17 protein-coding genes and 1 tRNA gene are annotated in these 21,379 nt (G+C 39.2%); 11 read left to right on the forward strand and 7 right to left on the reverse strand.

Going from position 1 to position 21,379, the window contains the following annotated elements:
• Positions 1–150: 150 nt before the first annotated feature.
• Positions 151–2,862 (reverse strand): DUF3536 domain-containing protein, encoded by a 2,712-nt coding sequence (locus H6G79_RS03775; RefSeq protein WP_190589784.1) that lies wholly within the window; start codon positions 2,860–2,862, stop codon positions 151–153.
• 647 nt (positions 2,863–3,509) lie between these two features.
• On the opposite strand from H6G79_RS03775, the gene cax reads away from it, so the two are divergent.
• Entirely contained in the window at positions 3,510–4,601 is a 1,092-nt protein-coding gene (gene cax, locus H6G79_RS03780) for a calcium/proton exchanger (RefSeq protein ID WP_190589783.1), read from the forward strand.
• A 412-nt stretch (positions 4,602–5,013) separates the two neighbouring features.
• Positions 5,014–5,616 carry a peptidoglycan-binding protein gene (locus H6G79_RS03785; protein WP_242048187.1) on the forward strand — a complete coding sequence of 201 codons (603 nt, stop codon included), beginning with the start codon at positions 5,014–5,016 and terminating at the stop codon, positions 5,614–5,616.
• Between the two features lie 82 nt (positions 5,617–5,698).
• Here H6G79_RS03785 and H6G79_RS03790 read toward each other — a convergent pair whose 3' ends face one another.
• The 3 genes from H6G79_RS03790 to H6G79_RS03800 form a co-directional block, all read right to left on the reverse strand.
• Positions 5,699–8,119, reverse strand: a complete 2,421-nt coding sequence (locus tag H6G79_RS03790) for a sucrose synthase (protein ID WP_190589782.1) — start codon at positions 8,117–8,119, stop codon at positions 5,699–5,701.
• An 852-nt stretch (positions 8,120–8,971) separates the two neighbouring features.
• Positions 8,972–9,118: a hypothetical protein gene (locus H6G79_RS03795; RefSeq protein WP_190589781.1), complete on the reverse strand. Its 147-nt coding sequence runs from the start codon at positions 9,116–9,118 to the stop codon at positions 8,972–8,974.
• 42 nt (positions 9,119–9,160) lie between these two features.
• Positions 9,161–9,233: transfer RNA gene (locus tag H6G79_RS03800), tRNA-His, on the reverse strand.
• Between the two features lie 128 nt (positions 9,234–9,361).
• Here H6G79_RS03800 and H6G79_RS03805 point away from each other — a divergent pair.
• From H6G79_RS03805 to cobA, 3 genes are read left to right on the forward strand one after another with little or no spacing between them, the layout of a single operon-like run.
• Positions 9,362–9,742 (forward strand): DUF4359 domain-containing protein, encoded by a 381-nt coding sequence (locus H6G79_RS03805; protein WP_190589885.1) that lies wholly within the window; start codon positions 9,362–9,364, stop codon positions 9,740–9,742.
• A 59-nt stretch (positions 9,743–9,801) separates the two neighbouring features.
• The gene (locus tag H6G79_RS03810; protein ID WP_190589780.1) at positions 9,802–10,524 is read left to right on the forward strand and encodes a sirohydrochlorin chelatase; all 723 of its coding nucleotides are present in this window, start codon (positions 9,802–9,804) and stop codon (positions 10,522–10,524) included.
• Positions 10,521–11,300 (forward strand): uroporphyrinogen-III C-methyltransferase, encoded by a 780-nt coding sequence (gene cobA, locus H6G79_RS03815; RefSeq protein WP_190589779.1) that lies wholly within the window; start codon positions 10,521–10,523, stop codon positions 11,298–11,300. The genes H6G79_RS03810 and cobA overlap by 4 nt, the downstream gene beginning before the upstream one ends.
• Before the next feature lie 960 nt (positions 11,301–12,260).
• On the opposite strand, the gene H6G79_RS03820 is transcribed toward cobA, so the two are convergent.
• The gene (locus H6G79_RS03820) at positions 12,261–12,452 is read right to left on the reverse strand and encodes a hypothetical protein (RefSeq protein WP_190589778.1); all 192 of its coding nucleotides are present in this window, start codon (positions 12,450–12,452) and stop codon (positions 12,261–12,263) included.
• Between the two features lie 158 nt (positions 12,453–12,610).
• Here H6G79_RS03820 and H6G79_RS03825 point away from each other — a divergent pair, with 158 nt between their 5' ends.
• Positions 12,611–13,561 (forward strand): hypothetical protein, encoded by a 951-nt coding sequence (locus H6G79_RS03825; RefSeq protein ID WP_190589777.1) that lies wholly within the window; start codon positions 12,611–12,613, stop codon positions 13,559–13,561.
• Between the two features lie 391 nt (positions 13,562–13,952).
• On the opposite strand, the gene H6G79_RS03830 is transcribed toward H6G79_RS03825, so the two are convergent.
• Positions 13,953–14,324, reverse strand: a complete 372-nt coding sequence (locus H6G79_RS03830; protein WP_190589776.1) for a PleD family two-component system response regulator — start codon at positions 14,322–14,324, stop codon at positions 13,953–13,955.
• A 54-nt stretch (positions 14,325–14,378) separates the two neighbouring features.
• Positions 14,379–15,500, reverse strand: a complete 1,122-nt coding sequence (locus H6G79_RS03835; protein ID WP_190589775.1) for a response regulator — start codon at positions 15,498–15,500, stop codon at positions 14,379–14,381.
• A 1,023-nt stretch (positions 15,501–16,523) separates the two neighbouring features.
• Here H6G79_RS03835 and H6G79_RS03840 point away from each other — a divergent pair.
• The 5 genes from H6G79_RS03840 (at position 16,524) to H6G79_RS03860 (ending at position 21,333) form a co-directional block, all read left to right on the forward strand.
• The gene (locus H6G79_RS03840) at positions 16,524–17,240 is read left to right on the forward strand and encodes a Uma2 family endonuclease (RefSeq protein ID WP_190589774.1); all 717 of its coding nucleotides are present in this window, start codon (positions 16,524–16,526) and stop codon (positions 17,238–17,240) included.
• Positions 17,241–17,561: 321 nt separating this feature from the next.
• Positions 17,562–18,500: an RluA family pseudouridine synthase gene (locus tag H6G79_RS03845; RefSeq protein ID WP_190589773.1), complete on the forward strand. Its 939-nt coding sequence runs from the start codon at positions 17,562–17,564 to the stop codon at positions 18,498–18,500.
• 779 nt (positions 18,501–19,279) lie between these two features.
• Entirely contained in the window at positions 19,280–19,798 is a 519-nt protein-coding gene (locus H6G79_RS03850) for a phycocyanin/phycoerythrocyanin subunit beta (RefSeq protein WP_190589772.1), read from the forward strand.
• Between the two features lie 73 nt (positions 19,799–19,871).
• Positions 19,872–20,360, forward strand: a complete 489-nt coding sequence (locus H6G79_RS03855; protein ID WP_190589771.1) for a phycocyanin alpha subunit — start codon at positions 19,872–19,874, stop codon at positions 20,358–20,360.
• A gap of 136 nt (positions 20,361–20,496) precedes the next feature.
• Positions 20,497–21,333 carry a phycobilisome linker polypeptide gene (locus tag H6G79_RS03860; RefSeq protein WP_190589770.1) on the forward strand — a complete coding sequence of 279 codons (837 nt, stop codon included), beginning with the start codon at positions 20,497–20,499 and terminating at the stop codon, positions 21,331–21,333.
• Positions 21,334–21,379 lie beyond the last annotated feature (46 nt).

Genomic DNA, 21,379 nt, shown 5'->3' on the forward strand with positions numbered 1-21,379 from the left:
ATTTAGGCTAATAGGAGCGATCATTCCTCATATATATCAGACAAGATTATTTGGCCGATTAATCTAGTTTTATAGCAATTATCAATCATTCGTGAATAGCAAGATCCCCGACTTCTTGAAGAAATCGGGGATCTAAGTTTGAGGAATATACTAATCTAACTGACTTAAAATTCCCTTCACATCAACGGCTAACTTTTGACCTAATTTTAATAACTGCCGACATTGACTAGTATCCTGTTTATTGATCAGGCTGGCAAAACAAGCGGGTGCTATCTGACTGTGCAGACAACTGAAGTATAGTTCTTGAGAACGATAGAGAGAAATACCTAAGTTGAGTTGATATCCCACATCAATCAATCTTTCTAAGAGTTGGATATCGGTGGCAAAACTACCGTTGGTGTCATGTAATAATTGCCAGAGCGATCGCAAAATTAATTGCTCTAATATTTGCTTACCTTCGGGAATATTGAAGCGACAACGCAGATGCTTGGCTTCTGTGGCGATCGCTTCTAATTCTACAATGTGATTTCCACAAGATTGCGGTTCTGTGATGTCTTGCTCTAGCGATCGCAATGTCGTCATACAGCGATATCCTAAAGCAATCTCGGCAGCCACTTGCAATTCTTGGGGTACTTCGAGTTCATCCCGATGAAAGGCCATGAGTACGCCGTAGTTTTCGCGGTATGTTTGGGTATACAGTTGGTCAAGTCGAGTTAATGTTTCTTGACTGATTAACCGCATAATCCGGTGGCGTTCTTCAGCAAATAAATTCTGTAAGCTAAAGGTTTCATTGCCAAACACCTGTGTCATCACCAAAATAGTCTGGGCTGCACTGGCTTGCTGGAGTGCGGTGAACAATTTTTCTTTTAACTGGCTGTAATCACGTCGCCCTGTAAACTGTTGAATGCAGCAGTGAAAATCCCAACCGCCTAAATGCAGCACAGCAAACACTAAATGTTCGCTTTCCCAAGTAATTTCGGAAACTAATTTTAAATGTCCGACAACTAAAGTCAATGCTCCCATGCGTTGCCGTTGGTAGTCTAACTCATTACTTGTGTAGCAATAAACTCGCTTTTGGCAATGATGACGCAGTTTACCAGAGGTATCTTGCCCTGGTAAATTGCAAGTCTCTACGGGTCGATGATTATTAAACAGTGAAGTAATGGCATAGTGAGCAGCAACTTGCTTGAAGCTAACTTGAGCAGTTAAGACTAACTGACGATATATTTCACCGCCATGTTTGAATAAGTCTACATTGCTTGGTGCTAAACCCAAGCGTTTGACGAAGCCTTTTTCTAACTGCACACCTGCGACATCTCCCGCCAGTTCTAAGGCGCGGGCGGCGTAACGCAGAATTTGAGTACCTTCTGGGCGAGATAGTTCTTCAAAAAACCAGCCGCAACTGGTGAACATTAGTAAAGAGTGACGCTGCATTTCCAATAGGCGCAAAGCATCTACTTGTTCGGCGGCATTGAGTTTGTGGGTTTGATGGCGGGAGAGAAAGCGGCTGACATTAGCGGGTGAGCGATCGCGGATGACTTTGATATACTCATCCCTAGCTAACCACGGATCTTTGAAAAATTGCTGCCCATATTCTTCATACACTTCCACTAGCTGATCCCGCAGCCAATTTAAGGCGTTACGTAAAGGTCGCCGCCATTTTTGATGCCAAACACCACCCTCACCACCACAACCACAGTCATCCTGCCATCTATCAACACCGTGGGCGCAACTCCAAGCGGTGATAGGCTTGAGTTCTACTTCCCAAGTTGGTGGGTTTAAGCTGAGGTAGTGGGCAAAGTTGGTGACTGTCCACCCATGACGGGGAAGTTCGGTGGTAAAGGCGTAGGCGATGGTTTTTTCTGTGCCTTTTTTATGATGTCCAAAGGTTTCCCCATCGGTAGCCACAGATATCAATTGGGCGGGACGATGATCCCCACGCACAGCTGAACCTATACGTCCGGCTAAGTGATGGGAACTATAGGTGACATCTGTAAAACCCATGTCGCGGGATATTGGGCCATCGTAGAAGAAGATATCTATATATTTAGAAGTGTCCGATGTCGGGAGTGGTGAGTTGAGGATATCTCCTTTTTCAAATCCCCATTCTTTATTTCCTTTCAAATAGCAACGATAGGGACGGGTGGGATCAATCTGACTACCACCAACTTCGTGCCATTCTGGTTGGGGATCATTTTGTTTGGGTAGAGGACGACAACGTTGTGCTTGGGATGGTGCAAGGATAATGAAACGAATCCCTTCAGCAATTAAAGCTTCGATAGTTGCGTAGTCTACACCTGTTTCTGCTAACCAGATGCCTTCGGGATCACGACCAAAGCGAGATTTGAAGTCTTCTTTGCCCCAGCGAATCTGCGTGTATTTATCCCGTTCGTTAGCCAAAGGCATGATGATGTGATTATATACTTGCGCGATCGCATTGCCATGACCTTGCAGGCGATCGGCGCTTTTGGCATCTGCTTCTAATATTCGTTGATAAACCTCCACATCATAGCGTTCTAGCCACGACATCAAGGTAGGGCCAATATTAAAGCTGAGATACTCGTAATTATTCACGATCCCCATCACTTCGCCTTGGTCATTGACGATTCTGGCAAAGGCATTGGGACGATAGCATTCATAGTGAATCCGCTCATTCCAATCATGGAAAGGTGCAGCACTGGGTTGACGCTCAATTGCGTCTAGATAAGGGTTTTCGCGCGGTGGTTGATAAAAATGACCATGCACTGTGACATACACACCAGTCGCTGTTTTTAGGGGATCATGCTGGTGAGTATCTTGGGTAATTGAATGATCAATAGACGTAGCGCCAGGGCTGGCTGGCAATTCAGCAGCAGAAGTCATGTAGTATATTTATCCAAAACAAAAAACTTGCAGCAACGCGGAAAGCGTTTTCTTTCAACCTCATCTACACAGGCTTGAACACAAAATCCGGTATAGACTAAAACTATGGCTATAGGATACAGTTTAATTCTTGAGACAGCAGTCTGACTAGAGTGTGAAATCTGCGTTATCCTATCTCTGTTTTTCAAGTATCGCTAATTTTTCAGCTATTTCACAATTTTAGATTTTAGACTGACCCCGCAGATAAATCTGGGCATTTGCACCATTTAGGGACTATTGGTCAACATGAATTGTCTTTCAATCTATTAAACTCTATTTCCTGTGTAGTATGCTACCTGAAAATTGATATTTTTACTACAAAATGTTGCAGAAAATCTGTAAAACACAACGTTAGTTTACATTGAGCATTGATCTGTTTTCATCAATTTTGATAAATTGCCACGAGTTTAGTAAATTCTCTCAATGGGTTAACTAAAACTTGAGAGTATCCTATTGGAGTGCTGAGTTATGAGTACTGCGGGGGATGAGGAAGAGAAGCAAAACAGGGAAGAATCATTTTTTGTTGACTCACTTTACTTACTTCACTACCTCATCTTCCCCATATTTCACTCAGCTTTTTCCAGGATAACTTTTACTAAAGTAACCAAATGTCAGGTAAAAACATTCTTTTTTTCGTGCTGTTACTGTTTATTCCCGTGTCGCTGGCGGCGCATTTTCTCGAATGGGGAGACTTAATAGTGTTTGTCACTGCTGGTTTGGCGATTTTGCCTTTAGCCGCTTGGATGGGAACAGCAACAGAGGAAATTGCTGTGGTGGTTGGCCCAACGCTGGGAGGGTTATTAAACGCCACCTTTGGTAATGCAACAGAATTAATCATTGCTTTAGTTGCTTTGAACGCGGGACTGGTTGGTGTAGTCAAAGCCAGTATTACAGGTTCGATTGTCAGTAACTTATTACTGGTGATGGGTCTTTCGATGTTTCTGGGAGGATTGCGCCACAAAGAGCAAACATTTCAGCCTATTGTAGCGCGTGTAAATGCTTCCTCAATGAATTTGGCGGTGATTGCCATGTTACTTCCCACGGCAATGAACTATACTTCCAAAGGCATTAATGAACAAACTCTACAAAATCTTTCCTTGGCTGTGGCAGTGGTGTTAATTGTGGTTTACGCCTTGACATTGCTGTTTTCGATGAAAACCCATACTTATTTGTATGATGTGGGCGTGGCTGAGGCGGAAGACAATGAAGGTTCCCACGAGAAACCAAATATGTGGTTGTGGACTGGGGTGTTATTGGTTTGTACCTTGCTAGTCGCACTGGAATCAGAAATGTTAGTTGATTCTTTAGAAGTAGCCACATCCCAACTAGGTTTAACAGCACTGTTTACAGGTGTAATTTTAGTGCCGATTGTGGGTAATGCCGCAGAACACGCCACGGCTGTGACTGTAGCAATGAAAGATAAGATGGATCTTTCGGTATCTGTAGCTGTGGGTTCCAGTATGCAGATTGCTTTATTTGTAGCCCCGGTGTTAGTCATAGCAGGCTGGATATTTGGTCAACCAATGGATTTAGATTTTAATCCCTTTGAATTAGTCGCCGTGGCTGTGTCGGTATTAATTGCCAACAGTATTAGTTCTGATGGTAAATCTAATTGGTTGGAAGGTATTTTGTTGTTAGCGGCATATACAGTTTTAGGTTTTGCTTTTTACTTTCATCCAGTAATTACCAGTATTGGATAGTAATAATTATTCAGATAGCGATCGCTGTTACTTTGATGAGCGATCGCTTCTGCTGAGAGATAGAATTAATTTAAATTTTTGTTCGCTACGTAACCAGATTTTTGTATCTTTATCAAGTCTGAAAAATCAAAGTAATTTCTTATTCAAATCTTATTAACCATTAGAGATACTGCTTCAGATAGAGAAAATTTTTTATTATCTAGAGTTTATTATTTTCAAGGAAAGCAGGACATAAAACCAAATCAACGATTCAGATGCAATTGTGTCAAGCATAATTGAGGATTGCTAGGCGATCGCAGTTGTTTATGATTACGCAAAATTATTATATTTTTTTATTTCTAGGACACACCATTCCGGAACAACGACGATTTTTCTGTCAAAGGAAATATGGGTGTTAATAACATCAAAAAAAATGAGTGATATTGTCCTGCTGATGACGGGCGTGTTAATTGTCAAACAACCATCTCCGTCTCATATCAACCAGCAGCATGTAATTCAGCTAGATAATGGCGTGCAGAAAACACCACAGGGGCAGTCATCTCAATTTGATTTAGATAGAAAAACCACGCCGTCTGAATTCATGCAGCTTCAAGAAAAATCTGAAGCTACTCTAGTAGCTTTTAATGCTAATTCTGAAAAAAATCTAGTAAAAAAAACAGACAAAAAACCTGCTAAAGACTTATATAGCTTATCAGAATTTAAGAACTTTCAACCTGTAAATATCAAGTTTCCGCGTTCACAACGCCTCATCGCCCAAAAATTGAGTGACGATGAACTTTTATTAGCTAGGTCTACAAGATTGGGTGGTCGTACTGTACCTAATTTACGTTTTGGAAATTCAGGTCTAGCTGTGAGAGTTTTACAAAAGTTACTCATAGCTAATGGCTATACAATTCGTGTAGATGGGGTTTACGGTGCGTTGACAGAAAGTGCTGTCAAAGCCTTTCAAAATCGTCGCAATATCAATGTAGATGGCATAGTCGGGCCAAGAACTTGGTTTCATCTAACAAGATAAAAATAAAAGTAAAAAGGCAAAATAAAATAAGCTTTTGCCTTTTTACTTTTACCTTTTGCCTTTTTATTTTTTCCTTACATAATTACCGATATTTATGCTGTTCGAGAAGTTGTTGCGCCCTGGGTTTATAAATTAAGTAAAACAGTGCTTCCAAATAACGCAATAAATCTTCGCGGTTTTCTTGGGAGGTAAAATTCCAGAAGCCGTAAATTCTAGCTAAAGATAACAGCTTGGTGGTGTGTATTTTCCAAGTATAGGTAGTGTAAACTCGGTTAATTGCCTTTTGAGAAATTGTTTGCCAATAGTCGGGATTTTGTTCACATTTGGTAACAAAATCTAAAATTTTCGTGGCTGTCTCTGCTAAATTCGTAGGGTTAATGTAAAAGCCATTAACTTTATCTTGAATGATTTCTAGCGGCCCGCCAAATTGAGTCGCAAAAGTTGGTAGTCCAGAAATCATTGATTCTAAAATTGTTAAACCAAAGGCTTCAAATAAAGCAGGTTGGACAAAAATACCTTGATGGTCAGCAATCACGCGATAAATTTCGCCAGAATCACTTTTTGATAACCGGACACCTAACCAACGAATTTTGCCGTGAAGATTATATTCATCAATGATGTGATAAAGTTTGATAATTTCGTCACGTTCTTCGTTGTCGTCTGATTCTTCGGTGCGTAATTTACCCGCAACTAAAATCAAGTTACAATGCTCTTGCAAATCTTTACTTTGACCAAAACATTCAGCTAAACCAGTCAAGTTTTTAATGCGGTCGAGACGCGCCATTGAAAAGATAGGGCGCTTGTTGGGGTCATCCAGTTTGCCGAAAATTTGGCTAGAGTCTTCTAATGTAAATAACATTTCAGCGAGACGCAAGCGATCGCTTTCTACCCGTTCTTGAGTCTTGGTGTAGGGGAAGTAATAACTTTCGTTCACTCCAGGCGGAACAACGTTAAATTTCGGGCTGAATAACTCAATGCCATTCACCACATGATACAACTCTGGCATGGTGAAGCATTTATAAGACTCATATTGTCCCACACTATCTGGCGTACCGACAATTTCTTGATAAGTACTGCTGACGACAAAGTTAGCAGCATTCATGGCTATCAAGTCAGCAGTAAATTGTAGAGAGAAATGATATTTATCTTCTAAATCTTGCCAGTAAAGATTACTAAACAAATATTTAGATTTTTCTAAAGCATGGGCGATGTTACACTGGGTAACTTTCATCCGTCGCGCTAATAAGAAAGCTACTAAGTTCCCATCAGTGTAGTTACCGACAATTAAGTCTGGTTTACCGTGAAATTCTGCTAATAATTCTCTTTCTGAGTCGATAGCGAAGGTTTCGAGATAAGGCCAAAACTCAAAGCGAGAAATCCAGTTTTGGGTCATGTTGGGATTGAAATCCCGCAAAGGTACGCGCAAAATCCAAGCATTGTCTGTACTGTGGACTTTCTCTAACCTTTCGTTACATAAAGTACCATCACTATTGGGAATCAAGCGCGAGAGAATAATTACTTTTGGTTTAACGTTGAGTCCGTCTAAACCAGCGAGTAAGACATCTTCTTGTAGTTGCTTTTCTAAATTTCTGGCTTGGTCGAGAACATAAACTACTTGACCACCTGTATCGGGTCTTCCTAAAACTCCCTCTTGTCCAAACCAACCATGTGCGGAAACCAAGACGATTCTAAAAATCATCGGGACGCGGGAGATAAACGCTTCTAGGGTTTGGGGGTCGGGTGAGTCAATTAATTCATCTAAAATATTCAGAGTTTCTTGTACTCGTTGGGCGGTGTTACCCCAACCAGGTTCAAAACCCATTGTTTGCAATTGAAAGCGAAAATCATCGTAAGGTTCATCACTGGGGCGTTCGTTGACAAATGCGATCGCTTTTTTGAGTTGTTGGGAAAGTTGCTGCTGTGATTGAATCCGATTGTTAATTAAGAGTTGAATACCGTTATATTGGTGCAGGCGCAAAAAGTTAAATAAGCTTTCTAGCCATTGTTTGGGGTCTTGGAAGAGTTTACTAGAAAGATAACGGTTGAGATACTGCACACCCTTACCAATATTTTTCGGGTCGCGGATAACTGGGGTGTAGTCGTAAAAAGGGGCGAAGTCTAATTCTAACAAGTCACCTTCGTTGGGATGATATTTATTGACGAGGCGATCGCGCAGATCCAGCAGTTCTTGTACTGTCATTGCTTCCGCACTCAAATCTGCTGTGAGTCGATAAACTTCTTGACTAGCAATATAAGGACGGATAATAAAACAAAAGTTGGAGTCTTCTTGAATAATTTCTTGCGTGTAATAGAGGAGTTTTCCTAACAGAGATAAGTTGTGAGACTGTTCCGGCTGACCATGTTTAGCACAATATTCACTATATACCTGGAGTATGTCATTTCTCAGCAAATAATTTTTTTCTTGTTGGCGTAATTCACTAATAAAAGCACGCAAATCATTTTTTTCTTCACTTTCTAGAACTGCTTGAATCAATTCAGACATATTCACCTCACAGTCAATAGGTACAAACACGAATAAACACAGATAAACTCTTTCTATCTGTGTTTCACAAAGTCTATGGACTTCTTGCGTGTTCTTCTTTACCTAAACTATCGAATAATCAGTATTATTCCCTCTAGCTATAGGCGGACAATTTTCGTAACTTTAGGCTGATTCACTATATTTATTGCTGGAAATGCCTCAATTCTCAATTGATATCGAAAAGCGATCGCCTGATAAATTATTTCCTTTTCTCCTTAGCTCAATTTATCAACCACTGCTAATTAAAAAGTAAAATTATTTTGCTTTAAATGTAAAAAATTCATACTTGTTTGTGGCCAGTATACTCATCATTTTATATACATTCTGTTACAGTTAGTTATATTAGTCATTCAATTTAAAGTTCTATCAAATAACAAAATTATCTCCTGATTTTTAGCAACAAAATTTAATCTTTATGTTGTGATATCAACAATGAGTTTGTATTTAAATCAAATAAAATCAACTTTTGATATTAGTGAGAATAATTTAAATTTGCCCTCGCTATAATTGCACCACGAAGTAATTAGAAACAGGGACGGTATATATGCAAGACCATTCACATAAATTAACAACTACCGACCACAGCATAGGCAACATTTTAATTGTCTCATTCATGCTATTCTGCGGAATGACTTTTATCTTTCTTTTAGGAATTTTCTAACAGTGACATTGGGAAATCAAGGATTTATAGGGAAGCAAAAAACTAAAATTTGCTTCCCTTTTTAATTGAGATTTATGCAAAAAACTATGAAACCTATCCCGCCTAGAAATATAGGGTTTCTCAGTTGAGTGCGGTACAAGTTGATAGGGGGGCTAGATTTGATGTACATCATTGGAATGAAAACCGCTATAAAGTCTCAGGCTAATCGCTATGAGACTCAGAGTTGATTCCAAGGCAGGACTTAAAATTAAAGTTTTGATAAAAGTGTTACCGGGATAGCTAAAGGTGATTGTAGCCATTCCGGTTTATAACTTTTAATTAGAGTAATTTGTATTAACTAGGGCGAACGATGGGACTCGAACCCACGGATGGTGGTACCACAAACCACTGCCTTAACCACTTGGCTACGCTCGCCATTGACTTATCGATTAATAATCATAGCATCTATTTAGTAATTGAGCAAGGGTTTTTTTCAAGGAACGGACTTTACTAATGTATAGTCCAGGAACACTAATGGCTATCAGAAGATGACAGTGAGAAATATGAAGCTTTTGACGATGATGGCATTGGCGATCGCTACTAGCATTGCTGTAGTTGGCGTAGCCATGTCTAAAACCAATCCGACATCCAAGGAGTATGAAGATTATGCAGTCAATCAACTCACCCAATATCTCAAAAATGATGTGTGTCAAAAAACCTCAAAGTTAATTGAGAGCTTACTTAATTCTCGCTGTGACAAACTTGTTGATTCCACTAACCCCCAAATGCGAGATTTGGTCAGAACCACAACGGAACGGCAAGATTTTCTGTTGTTTAGTGTGTATCGGACAGATTTAACCCTTGGTGCTTGGCTACCAGGGTACAAGTTTGAAACGGTGGGAGCTTTTCATAATTTTTATACGTACAGTGCTGAACAGCAATAGCCTTCACTAACTCCCGCATCTAAGATTAAGCTTAGTTAGCAAGAGTTACACCTTTACCCATGTCATCTGCATATCTGTTGGTATCGCACGGAAGCCGTGACCCTCGTCCAGAAATCGCTTTACAGCAATTGACAGAATTCTTAAGTCAAAAACAGCAAAGTTACTCATCAAGCAAAAAGCTAGTCGGCTTGGCTTACTTAGAAACACGTCCAGAACCGTTACACATCCAAATCAAAGAATTTGCTCATAGTGCATTTGTGGCTGGATGCGAGAGCCTCAAAATCATACCGCTATTTCTTTTACCGGGAGTCCATGTGATGCAAGAAATCCCTGAAGAAATAGCATTAGCACAACAAGCCTTGGGCAAAGATATTAATTTGGAATTACTACCATATATAGGTAGCAACCCTGGTTTAAGCAAGTTGCTATCTCAACAAATGGCTGAGATTAAAACCCAAGCCTGGGTTTTAATTGCTCATGGGAGTCGCCGTCCGGGTTTTCAACAGCCAGTGGAAACCATAGCAGCAAATATAGGTGCAGTAGCAGCCTATTGGTCTGTGGCTCCTAGTTTAGAAGCACAGGTAGAACAGTTGGTAGCTGCTGGTAAAGAAAAAATTGCAATTTTGCCATATTTTTTATTCGCAGGTGGCATAACCGATGCGATCGCACAACTCACAGAAACGCTAAAATTAAAATTTCCGGCTGTGACTTTCCAATTAGCTCAACCTTTGGGAGCAAGTGCAGAGTTAGCTGATTTGATTTGGGATTTGATGAAGGAATGAACTGCACAGAAAAAGAAGAGCAGAAGAATTTGGGAAAAGTTTATTTAGTAGGTGCAGGGCCGGGAGATCCCGGACTGATGACTCTCAAAGGCAAAAGTTTATTAGAATGTGCCGATGTCGTGATTTATGATGCGTTGGTGAGTCCAGCCATTTTAGCTATGATTAATCCCCAAGCCGAAAAAATCAACGCTGGTAAGCGGATGGGGAGACATTCACTATTACAAGATGAAACCACGCAGTTATTAATAGATAAAGCCCAAGACCACACCATAATAGTACGACTCAAAGGCGGCGACCCGTTTATTTTTGGTCGTGGTGGCGAAGAAATGGCAGATTTAGTCCAAGCCGGGATTTCTGTTGAAGTTGTGCCAGGAATTACATCGGGAATCGCCGCTCCAGCTTATGCTGGCATACCTTTGACCCATAGATTGCATAGTTCTTCAGTAACTTTTGTAACTGGGCATGAGTCGGCTGGTAAGTATAGACCGACGGTAAATTGGCAAGCGATCGCCCAAGGTTCTGAGACAATTGTCATTTATATGGGCGTTCATAATTTGTCGCACATCATTGAAGAGTTAACGGCGGCGGGTTTAAGTTTAGCAACACCAATTGCGTTAGTGCGCTGGGGTACAAGACCAGATCAAGAAGAACTCATTGGTCAGCTAGGCACAATTGTAGAGCAAGTTGAACAAACCAAATTTGATGCGCCGGCGATCGCGGTTATTGGTTCTGTAGTGAATCTGCACGATATCTTATCCGCTTGTCGTCCAGTTTGATCAAAGAGTCTAGATATATCGCACCTGATTTTGCATTTCGTCCGCCGTAACGTGATTTAGAATCACCAATAATCTTTGATGATAAGTAATCACTTTCTCTGTACCTCTGCTTCTGTTCGCCGAGCGACTTGTACCGAGCGTTCGCGCAGCGTCTCCTTCAGGAGAAGTCGAGGTCAGTCGAGGCGCTGCTTGTATCTCTGTATTATTTTTAAAGTGAAATATGATCACAGCCAAGCCCTGACACCCATATACCCCTTCACCCTTCTTTAAACCCTTTATTTCTGCTGTAAAACTTGACATCAGCAGTTAACTTAACACGCAAAAAAATAAATGTAGTTTAGTTAAAGATTAAAGTGTAAATTTAAATTTGATCCGAAGTTTTTATCAGTAATATCACTATGATTTTAAATATATATCACTTACGTAGATACACACTGATAAATTATATTAATTTTATATAAGGTGATTAAAGTTACTAAATTATAAAAAATTGATTAAAGAGCAAAAATCATAAAATAGACTGTTTTAAGCAATTTATGCCTGAATTGCTTAATTTATCTAGTAAAGTTTTTATTTTACATTAACCTAAAAATTCCTTAATCAAATTTTGTTTATGTATTAATACTGTCAGTAATGTATTAATAATATTTATTTTATATGTATAAAAAGCAGCATTATAGCATGTGACATAAATTCCTTTTTTATTATTTGTGATAAATCCGTATGTTCTTACTCGTGAATAATTTATTTAGAATACAAAAAAGCTAAGTTATACTACTTACTAGTTTCAATTGAATTAACCTTACTCATAGAGGATGTCTGAAAACTTTTTAATGTTGTAATGAACTCTGACAGATTACTCTAAACCACCCATAAAAAATGATACTTTGCAGCATTTTAGGGTGGTGAGTATAGGTACTGAATCCTCTGAAGAGGATGTTTTCAAAACCTTCTTGATTATTAGCAACAAGTCTTAGATTCTCTCAAATCTTCCCACGCAAGAGAAACCAGTTTGTTGAATATCAATAGCTGTATTAAGGCAGGTGCAGTCTGAGGATTTCCCCTGGGAATAACTGCTGCAATCATCTGCTGATTTAAAGCGGCTGTTGTTGTATATAACAACTTCTGGTCAGACTCTGTTTGCCTATTCATACTCTATAGACATATCTGAATAGGGTCACTTTGGAGGATGAAGAGAAGACACAATGCTGATAATTACAAGCAAATTCTGTTGAAACCATCTCCCAACTTTCAGCTAATTGTTCACTTTGGTCAGAATCAACACACCTACTTGTAGAGAGAAAACCATCATGAATACACCTTTGATTAAATTGGAAGAATTGCAACAAGGTAAAGTTCTTGTTGATGAGTTGGGGTTGTTAACCGAAATGCCTGATGAGATAATTCAACTCTCTCAGAGAGTGAAACAAATCATGGGTGCTTCTAAAGTCGTCCAAGGTATGTGTGCAGGTGATTATTTTTCTCTAGTGTCATATTCAGCAATTTATTGGGGAATAGTCAAAACCTTTCCTCGCACTGTTATCAGAAACGTCAAGAAGTTTTTGAACCGTTTCTCTGAACAAAATTCCAGCCGTAATTTGCTTTTAGTCTTCAACTACACAGGTAAAGAACGCGAAAAAATCTTAGCTTCCCTACAACATGGTATTTCTGGTATTGCCAAAGACTATGGTTTTGAAGAAGGTAGTCATTTAGATTATTGGAAAAAGTTGATGACTGCTGTGGGAATCATGAATGATTCCAGTACTGGTAAGCTTTCTCCTGAAGGTGCTAAACTCCTAGCCCAGCTTGAAAAAGCAGAACCAATTATGACGATGGATACTTTGATTAATAAAGAAGCCGATATGCGAAACGCCTTAATAGCGATGTTAGCTGTTGAGTTTATCGCTGTAGGTATTTCAGAATGTGTTATCGACTCTCCAGAGTCTCAAATATTATTTGCACCAAATGGAAGAGGAATCACCAGAGAGTGGTTTGATGTTCATTACCATTCTGGCGATCATCATATATTAGAGAATAGCGAATATGATTTGACTCCAGATTTTGACCAGCTAAAATTGCCCCATGATACTATCAACTACAATATGTTGAAAATGGCGCATAAGGCTGATTATGAGGGTGAGTCATTACAAGATATTTTAGAAGCAAAAGTGTTACACGTCGCTGAGGCTTTTGCTGCTGCGGGTAATTACACTTGGAAATTTGACGAGTCGATTAATCTGCATTTGGCAATGAAGGCTTAAAAATTTCAAGCTAGAGTCTAGTATGTGTAGGGTGTGTTAGGCGTAAGCCGTAACGCACCGAAAACTTTGCCATAGATGCGTTACGCTGTCGCTAACACATCCTACGTACATTTCAGAAATCAAATATTGAGTATTAGAGGATGTTTGAAAAGTCCTTAATCATGTATCAAATCATTTTAGATCCCCCTAAATCCCCCTTAAAAAGGGGGACTTTGATTCTTTTTCCCCCCTTTTGAAGGGGGGTTAGGGGGGATCTGAATGTACTAAATAGCACAGCCAAACACTTTTCAAACAACCTCTTAAGTAATGAGTAATAAGTAAATTTCTGACTCATTACTCATTACTTTTTTCAATCAGTTGCTGTATCTTATAAACATCGAATCTGCTGTAATTAGTTAATCTCAACCAACTGAATAGCATTCAGCAATTCTTCGGCGGTGTAAGGCTTGCTTAAATAAGCATCCGCGCCCTGTTTTCTACCCCACACTAGATGACTGGTTTGATTTGTGGTACTACAAATTAAGATAGGTGCTTTGGCTTGTCTGGGATGACTTGTGAGGAAGCGACACAATTCAAAACCATTCATCCCTGGCATAAATACATTAGTAATAATTGCATCTGGCTTTTCTTCTAAAGCCATTTCTAAAGCTTCTTTTGCAGTTTTAGCTTTAATAATTTTATAACCTTTATCTCCCAGCACATTTGCTAGTTCACTGAGAGTTTCTTCTAATATCAGAATTGTCCCTACCCATGTAATACTCAATTCTGAATCTCCATATCAGCGATTTAGTTGATTTATTCTAACTAAATCTGAAAATTAGACAATATGCTTAAAGATAATTTTCATTAAATCTCCTTGGGTAAAAGGTTTAGTCAGATAGCCAGAAGCTCTGACTATTTTAGCTTTTGCTCTGTCGATGAGGCTGACTTTTTCTGTCAGCATAATTATGGGTGTATTTTTGAAATATGTGTGTTGTCGTAATAAAGTGCATAACTCATAGCCATCTAAATCAGGCATATCTACATTTAATAAAATAATGTCTGGTTTAGTCCGCAAAATTTCCATTAAAGCTTTTAAAGAATCTGTAACTCCAATTACAGAAAATATTTGCTCATCTAAAGCATTATTCACGACATTTAATAAAGCAGGACTATTATCAATACAAAAGATTGTGTAGACTTTCTTCTCTGGTGATGGTGAAGAATGAGTTTGATAATTATGATGGCTAGGGCTAGTAGCCTGCGATGGATAGCGGTTAATTTTGGGTAATTGTGGTTCTGGTTTGGGTTGTGTCCGGGTTGGGGTGGTAAATGGTGATGGCTGCGCCACAGTTGTTGATGAACGGAACTCTTGATGATTGAACCCAACAGAACTACTTTCGGTATATGGCGAACTATCTTGATAAACGCCCTCTTTTCCGCGCTTTTGACAGCGTTCGACTAACAAGCGGAGATTAAGATGGCAGAATTTAGGCATATCATCCAAAAAGCTTTCGGGGATGAATTCATAACTACCCTCTTCTAGGCTCAAGAATGAGTCGAGAACTTCTAATGCTAGTTGTTCGATGAGTACGGCTGCTTCTGTTGGACTAATATACTTTTGATTAACTAACCAGCAAATTGCCAAATAATCTGGGTTAGGTATGGCTTGACTACCAGCGCCATTTTCAAATATTGTCCTGAGTTGAGCGTCAATTCCATACGGTAAGGTCGAAATTTGCTCACTCAAATGTTGTAGATTCCGGTAAAGCGGTTCAAACATCTTTTCGGAATAGCAGGCATATATTAGCTTACCTTCATCTATATATATTGACCAAGCGCCAGATGTACTAAAGACTTGTAAACAACCAGTGACAGATTTACTGGTGATTTTCTTCAATAAAGATAAGGGCTGGATTTTTTGGAAAAATCTATATCTACTAATAGGGAGGGTTTTCATAGAAATATCTTTAGATAAAAGTACATATTGGCAAGGCAAATTTGTGAATTACCTAGTTGGTATCCACAAGCAAATATTTTTGAGATTCTATTCAGCTAAATATAGCGGTCATATTTGGGTTCGTACAGAGATTCTTTACCCCTAACTCTAAAGTAGTCAATCTCTGATAAGATGTTGCTAACCTAACTACACTTAACTAAGAAATACCAAACTAAGCGATCGCTTAACAAAAAAGTAGTTGGATTTGTTCATGGTAAACATTATCCAAAAAACAATTTTGCTTTCTTCGCTTGTAATAATCTGGCTAGTTTAACAGTACATCATATTTTGCATTTAGACGTATTGGCTCCAACCCATCAGTAACAAAAAAAACTTTTAAATACGGATATTTTGGCTAAAAATGCAAATTTAAGTATATACTGAGTCATCTGTTTTTTTATTACTTTAGTATATCTTGCAACTCCGTAGCATAATTTTTCCCAGTAATAAGTTGAATATTGATTCTGAACAAGACTTACAGCAGTTAATGGAAGCATCAGCACTAAAAACAGGCTTTGCTGTTATCGGTCGAAAAATATTTACCCGGAAATATTTTTGTGTTCTGTCAATCCAATCTGATGTAAAAGTCAAAAGTGTACTTGATAGAAGCTGGATATCTAAATTCAGCTAAATGCTAAATGGCAACATCATAGATTTTTCTGTATTCAGATAAAAACCAGTTATTTTTATGATAAACAACCTCTGAAGATATAAATATAATTATTATTTAAAGATTTTAATTGTCGGAAATATAGCAATAGATCCGGAGAATTTAAAGAAGTACAGTAATTAATCATCGTGTGCAGGGTTGGAGAAAAGGTAAGAATTCAGTGTTCAAAAGTCAAGATTTGTTTGCTGCTCATTTGGGAATGCTTGGTGAGTTACTCAAATCTAATGAATTCTGACTTCTGGATTCTGAATTATAGCTATTGAATTATTAAGCTAGAATTAACTATGCCACTTGTGTAATTTGGACTTACGCTCATGGTGACTCAATTACCTTCTTCTACCAAAAAAGATATCATCTACCCGGAAACTGATGGACAGCCGATGGCGGAAAATACAAAGCAGTTTGAATTGATTGTATTGATTAAAAAGAATTTAGATTTATTATTTGCCAACGAACCTAATGTATTTGTCGCGGGTGATCTGTTTTGGTATCCTGTTGAAGGTGATAATGTGACGCGGAGAGCGCCTGATGTGATGGTAGTGTTTGGTAGACTAAAAGGCGATCGCGGTTCTTATTTACAATGGCAAGAAGGTAACATTCCGCCACAAGTGGTATTTGAAATTCTTTCCCCTAGCAACACTGCCAAAGAAATGATTGCTAAGTATAAATTCTACGATCGCTATGGGGTGGAAGAATACTATATATATGACCCAGAGACAACAGAGTTAAGCGGTTGGTTGCGTTCAGAACATGAATTAGCCGAAATTCCCCAAATGATTAACTGGATAAGTCCGCGTCTGGGTATTCGCTTTGAGTTATCAGACGGCGAACTTCTAATTTATCGTCCCGATGGACAGAAGTTTCTCACCTATTTAGAATTAGCGCAACAACGCGAGCAAGCACAAATAGCAGCCGAGCAAGAACGCCAACGTGCTGAACGAGAATGTCAACGCGCTGAACAAGCCGAAACTCAACTAGCAGCACTCCGCGCTTTACTCCGCGATAGGGGAATTAACCCTGATGAAGTGTGAAGTGTGAACAGGACTTACGCACCAAGATTGTCTATGAAGATTGGGTGTAAGGGTGTAAGGGTTTATGGCGTAAGGGTTTTAGATACATCCTTATACCCCTGTACCCCTACCTCACAAGTGTAGGTTTTCAACAGAGTGATGAGTAGCGACTCTAAAAATCATGATTGAATCAGAGTTCCATTCCCCTCACACCCTTACACCCCTACACCCTAAATCAAGGTTTTTGGGGCATAAATAACCTACAAAACCTCACCTGTCAGCGTACCCCTACACCCTTGTCAAAACCCTTAATTTTTCGTTATTCCCCACTCCCTATACTCAATGCAGACCGACATTAATTTAGAAGTTTTAGAAAATAGCGCACGTTTAGACCGTTATCTTGCACAAGAGTTATCGGATGTTTCTCGTTCTCGCATTCAGCAGTTGATTGAACAGGGAAATGTCCAAGTTAACGGTCAAGTCTGCACGTCTAAAAAGGAGAATGTGAAAATAGGCGATCGCATCATTCTACAAATACCAGAAGCACAGCCCCTAGAGCTACAGGCAGAAGATATTCCCCTTGATATTCTTTACGAAGACGAACAATTACTTATCCTCAATAAACCTGCTGGCTTAGTTGTCCATCCCGCACCAGGACATTATGATGGCACATTGGTAAATGCTTTGTTGGCGCATTGTCCAAACCTTCCCGGTATTGGCGGAGTTCAACGTCCGGGAATTGTGCATCGATTGGATAAGGATACCACCGGTGCGATCGCGATCGCCAAAACCGACATTGCTTATCAACACTTACAAGCACAACTCCAAGCCAAAACCGCGCGGCGAGAATATTTAGGTGTAGTTTACGGTGCGCCAAAAACTGAAAGTGGTAAGATAGATTTTCCGATCGGTCGCCATCCCCAAGACCGCAAAAAAATGGCTGTCATTCCTGTAGAACAAGGTGGACGCACAGCAGTTACACACTGGCATATACTAGAACGCTTAGGTAATTACACATTAATTAAATTTCAATTAGAAACAGGTCGTACCCATCAAATTCGGGTTCATAGCGCCAAAATTGGTCATCCCATTGTGGGTGATCCTGTTTATAGTTCTGGTCGTTCGGTGGGTGTAAATCTTCCTGGTCAAGCATTACACGCTTGGCGGCTCAAGTTACAACACCCCATTTCACAAGATTGGATTGAAGTTACAGCACCAATACCCCAAACTTTTACAACTTTGTTAGAAGTCCTCCGCCGCAGAATCGCCGTCTCTTCTTGAAAAAAGAATATAAATAATTTTCAGATTTCGCTTTACTTTGGTTTACAAAAGCTTACACAGAAATTTTGGGCAAAAATCTCATTTACAAGCTGTAGTAATAGATGAAAGGCTGGTAAACAGAAAGTTATAAGCAAATTCAGCATATATTTCAGACTTGACATCTTCTTGATTTTTATCTGATGCAATAAAAATCAAAATTGTGATTTAAATTACAAAATTTCTCTAACAAATTGTTCACAGTCTACTAACACCTGTTAGTAGCCAAAAGTTTAAAGTTAACAATCAACAACCCTAAATTTTCAACTTTTGGTTCTGCTTGAACAGTAGCTTGATTCCTGCTGTGCTAATCACTTTCTCAAGCTACACTGTCAGAAATTCTAGATATATAAGTTTTATTTGTTACTAAGCTCAAAAAAGTCCAGGGAATATGTGAAGTAAGTTTTCTAAAAATGTTGGAATGTAAAGCAAAAATTTTCTGATGATGCCTCAAAGCTATGTAGGGAGATAGTTTAGCGAAAAAGCTGTATGGAGAAATACTATTTCATAAAACTTAAGAATAAACTAACTCAACCAATATATAAAATACGAACAAGGTTTTAAAAGCAATTAAAAAAACAAGCAAAGTTAGCTGTTTTAAAGAATAGTTAATTGCGGCAAAAAGTTATTATTTCAAATTAACTATTTGAAGTAGTGATTTTGTAATGCAATGAATTTTGCTCCATAGATTAATTGCTATGAACCACATAAATATCTGCAATTAATGGTCGGAGGAATCAAAAATGCTCGACGCTTTTTCCAAAGTAGTTGAACAAGCCGATAAAAAAGGTTCATATTTAAGCGGTGAAGAAATAAACGCATTATCAGCTATGGTTGCTGATAGCAATAAGCGGTTAGATATCGTTAACAGACTCACCAGTAATGCTTCTTCAATTGTGGCTAACGCTTATCGGTCTTTAGTAGCTGAACGTCCACAAATTTTTAATGCTGGTGGTGCTTGTTTCCACAACCGCAACCAAGCTGCATGTATCCGTGACTTAGGATTTATTCTGCGTTACGTTACTTATTCTGTATTAGCTGGTGATGCTAGTGTGATGGACGATCGCTGCTTAAATGGTCTGCGTGAAACCTATCAAGCACTAGGTACTCCTGGCGATGCTGTAGCTTCTGGAATTCAAAAAATGAAAGATGCTGCTATTGCAATTGCTAATGACTCTAATGGTATTACAAAAGGTGATTGTAGCCAATTAATTGGTGAATTAGCCAGCTATTTTGATCGTGCTGCTGGTGCTGTTGTTTAATAAATTGTTTGTTCCAACTGTTCGCAAACTGGTTGTTAGGAATTAGTCAAAAATCGAGGAGATTAGGAGAGTTATGAAAACACCTTTAACGGAAGCGATATCTGCTGCTGATTTGCGTGGTTCTTATCTCAGCAATACCGAAATACAAGCAGTATTTGGTCGGTTCAACCGCGCTCGTGCAGGTTTAGATGCTGCGAAAGCATTTAGCAATAATGGCAAAAAATGGGCAGAAGCAGCCGCCAATCATGTTTATCAAAAATTCCCCTACACCACTCAAATGAGTGGCCCTCAATATGCGTCTACTCCCGAAGGTAAATCCAAGTGTGTACGCGATATTGATCACTATCTCCGCACCATCAGCTATTGCTGTGTGGTTGGCGGTACTGGCCCCTTAGATGAATATGTAGTTGCTGGTTTAAGTGAACTCAATGGTGCTTTGGGTTTATCTCCTAGCTGGTATGTAGCTGCACTCGAATTTGTGCGTGACAATCATGGTTTAAATGGTGATGTTGCTGGGGAAGCTAACACCTATCTCAACTATGCAATTAACGCTTTAAGCTAATACAAAATTGTGGGTCTTTGTCAATAGAAAATTGCTCAATTAGTAGGAAAATTTTCTACTTAAATTGTTGCGGTTTTCTACTGCCAAAGACCCAAATTTATTGCTAACCAAAATTGAAAAAGGAGCGATAGTCCAAATGAGTGCTTCTATTGCAGACCGACTAGGCATTAGAGATGCAATTGCCATTAAAGTAGAGCTACGCCAAAATTGGAGCGAAGACGAATTACAAAAAGTATTTCGTGCTGCTTATCAGCAAATTTTTGGTCGTCAAGGAATCTACGCCAGCCAAAAATTTACTAGTGCCGAAGCTTTATTGCGGAATGGCAAAATTAGCGTGCGGCAATTTGTAGAAACTTTGGCAAAATCTGAATTTTACAAAGAATGCTTTTTTTATAACAACTCCCAAGTGCGTTTTATCGAATTAAACTATAAGCACTTATTGGGACGTGCGCCTTACGATCAATCAGAGATTGCTTACCATGTAGATTTATATGCTGCGCGTGGCTATGATGCAGATATTGAATCTTACATTTACAGCCCAGAATATGAAAATGCTTTTGGAAATGCTGTTGTGCCTTATCACCGGGGATTTCAATCAATTCCTGGCATGAAAACTGTTGGTTTTAATCGGATATGTGAGCTTTATCGCGGTTCTGGTAATAGTGATAATGCTCAAATGGGACGCAGAAATTCTCGCTTGCGGACGAAAGTTTCATTGAATTTAGCTAATGGAATTTTACCGCCAACTTCCGCAGGCACAGGGTTTGTCTCAGCAGCGCCAACTTTAATTAGTTCGGCTCAACGCGGAGATAGTCGGATGTTTGTAATTGAAGCGATCGCCGGTACAATTGGCTCTAAAGCATCAGTACGCCGTAGCCGCCAAGTGTACACTGTACCTTACGAACGTCTTTCAACCACCTACCAAGAAATACACAAGCGCGGCGGTAAGATAATCAAAATCTCTCAAGTGTAAATTTCAGCAAAAATCAGGAATTCTCTTTTTGATGGGGTGTGAGGGT

The organism is Anabaena sp. FACHB-83 (genome assembly GCF_014697485.1).
In the GTDB taxonomy this organism is placed as follows: Bacteria; Cyanobacteriota; Cyanobacteriia; order Cyanobacteriales; family Nostocaceae; genus Nostoc_B.

Excerpts from the sequence above, each read along its gene's own strand:
- H6G79_RS03775 (WP_190589784.1), bottom strand. The coding sequence starts at position 2,862 with ATGACTTCTGCTGCTGAATTGCCAGCCAGCCCTGGCGCTACGTCTATT.
- cax (WP_190589783.1), top strand. The coding sequence starts at position 3,510 with ATGTCAGGTAAAAACATTCTTTTTTTCGTGCTGTTACTGTTTATTCCC.
- H6G79_RS03785 (WP_242048187.1), top strand. The coding sequence starts at position 5,014 with ATGAGTGATATTGTCCTGCTGATGACGGGCGTGTTAATTGTCAAACAA.
- H6G79_RS03790 (WP_190589782.1), bottom strand. The coding sequence starts at position 8,119 with ATGTCTGAATTGATTCAAGCAGTTCTAGAAAGTGAAGAAAAAAATGAT.
- H6G79_RS03795 (WP_190589781.1), bottom strand. The coding sequence starts at position 9,118 with ATGGCTACAATCACCTTTAGCTATCCCGGTAACACTTTTATCAAAACT.
- H6G79_RS03805 (WP_190589885.1), top strand. The coding sequence starts at position 9,362 with ATGAAGCTTTTGACGATGATGGCATTGGCGATCGCTACTAGCATTGCT.
- H6G79_RS03810 (WP_190589780.1), top strand. The coding sequence starts at position 9,802 with ATGTCATCTGCATATCTGTTGGTATCGCACGGAAGCCGTGACCCTCGT.
- cobA (WP_190589779.1), top strand. The coding sequence starts at position 10,521 with ATGAACTGCACAGAAAAAGAAGAGCAGAAGAATTTGGGAAAAGTTTAT.
- H6G79_RS03820 (WP_190589778.1), bottom strand. The coding sequence starts at position 12,452 with ATGAATAGGCAAACAGAGTCTGACCAGAAGTTGTTATATACAACAACA.
- H6G79_RS03825 (WP_190589777.1), top strand. The coding sequence starts at position 12,611 with ATGAATACACCTTTGATTAAATTGGAAGAATTGCAACAAGGTAAAGTT.
- H6G79_RS03835 (WP_190589775.1), bottom strand. The coding sequence starts at position 15,500 with ATGAAAACCCTCCCTATTAGTAGATATAGATTTTTCCAAAAAATCCAG.
- H6G79_RS03840 (WP_190589774.1), top strand. The coding sequence starts at position 16,524 with ATGGTGACTCAATTACCTTCTTCTACCAAAAAAGATATCATCTACCCG.
- H6G79_RS03845 (WP_190589773.1), top strand. The coding sequence starts at position 17,562 with ATGCAGACCGACATTAATTTAGAAGTTTTAGAAAATAGCGCACGTTTA.
- H6G79_RS03850 (WP_190589772.1), top strand. The coding sequence starts at position 19,280 with ATGCTCGACGCTTTTTCCAAAGTAGTTGAACAAGCCGATAAAAAAGGT.
- H6G79_RS03855 (WP_190589771.1), top strand. The coding sequence starts at position 19,872 with ATGAAAACACCTTTAACGGAAGCGATATCTGCTGCTGATTTGCGTGGT.
- H6G79_RS03860 (WP_190589770.1), top strand. The coding sequence starts at position 20,497 with ATGAGTGCTTCTATTGCAGACCGACTAGGCATTAGAGATGCAATTGCC.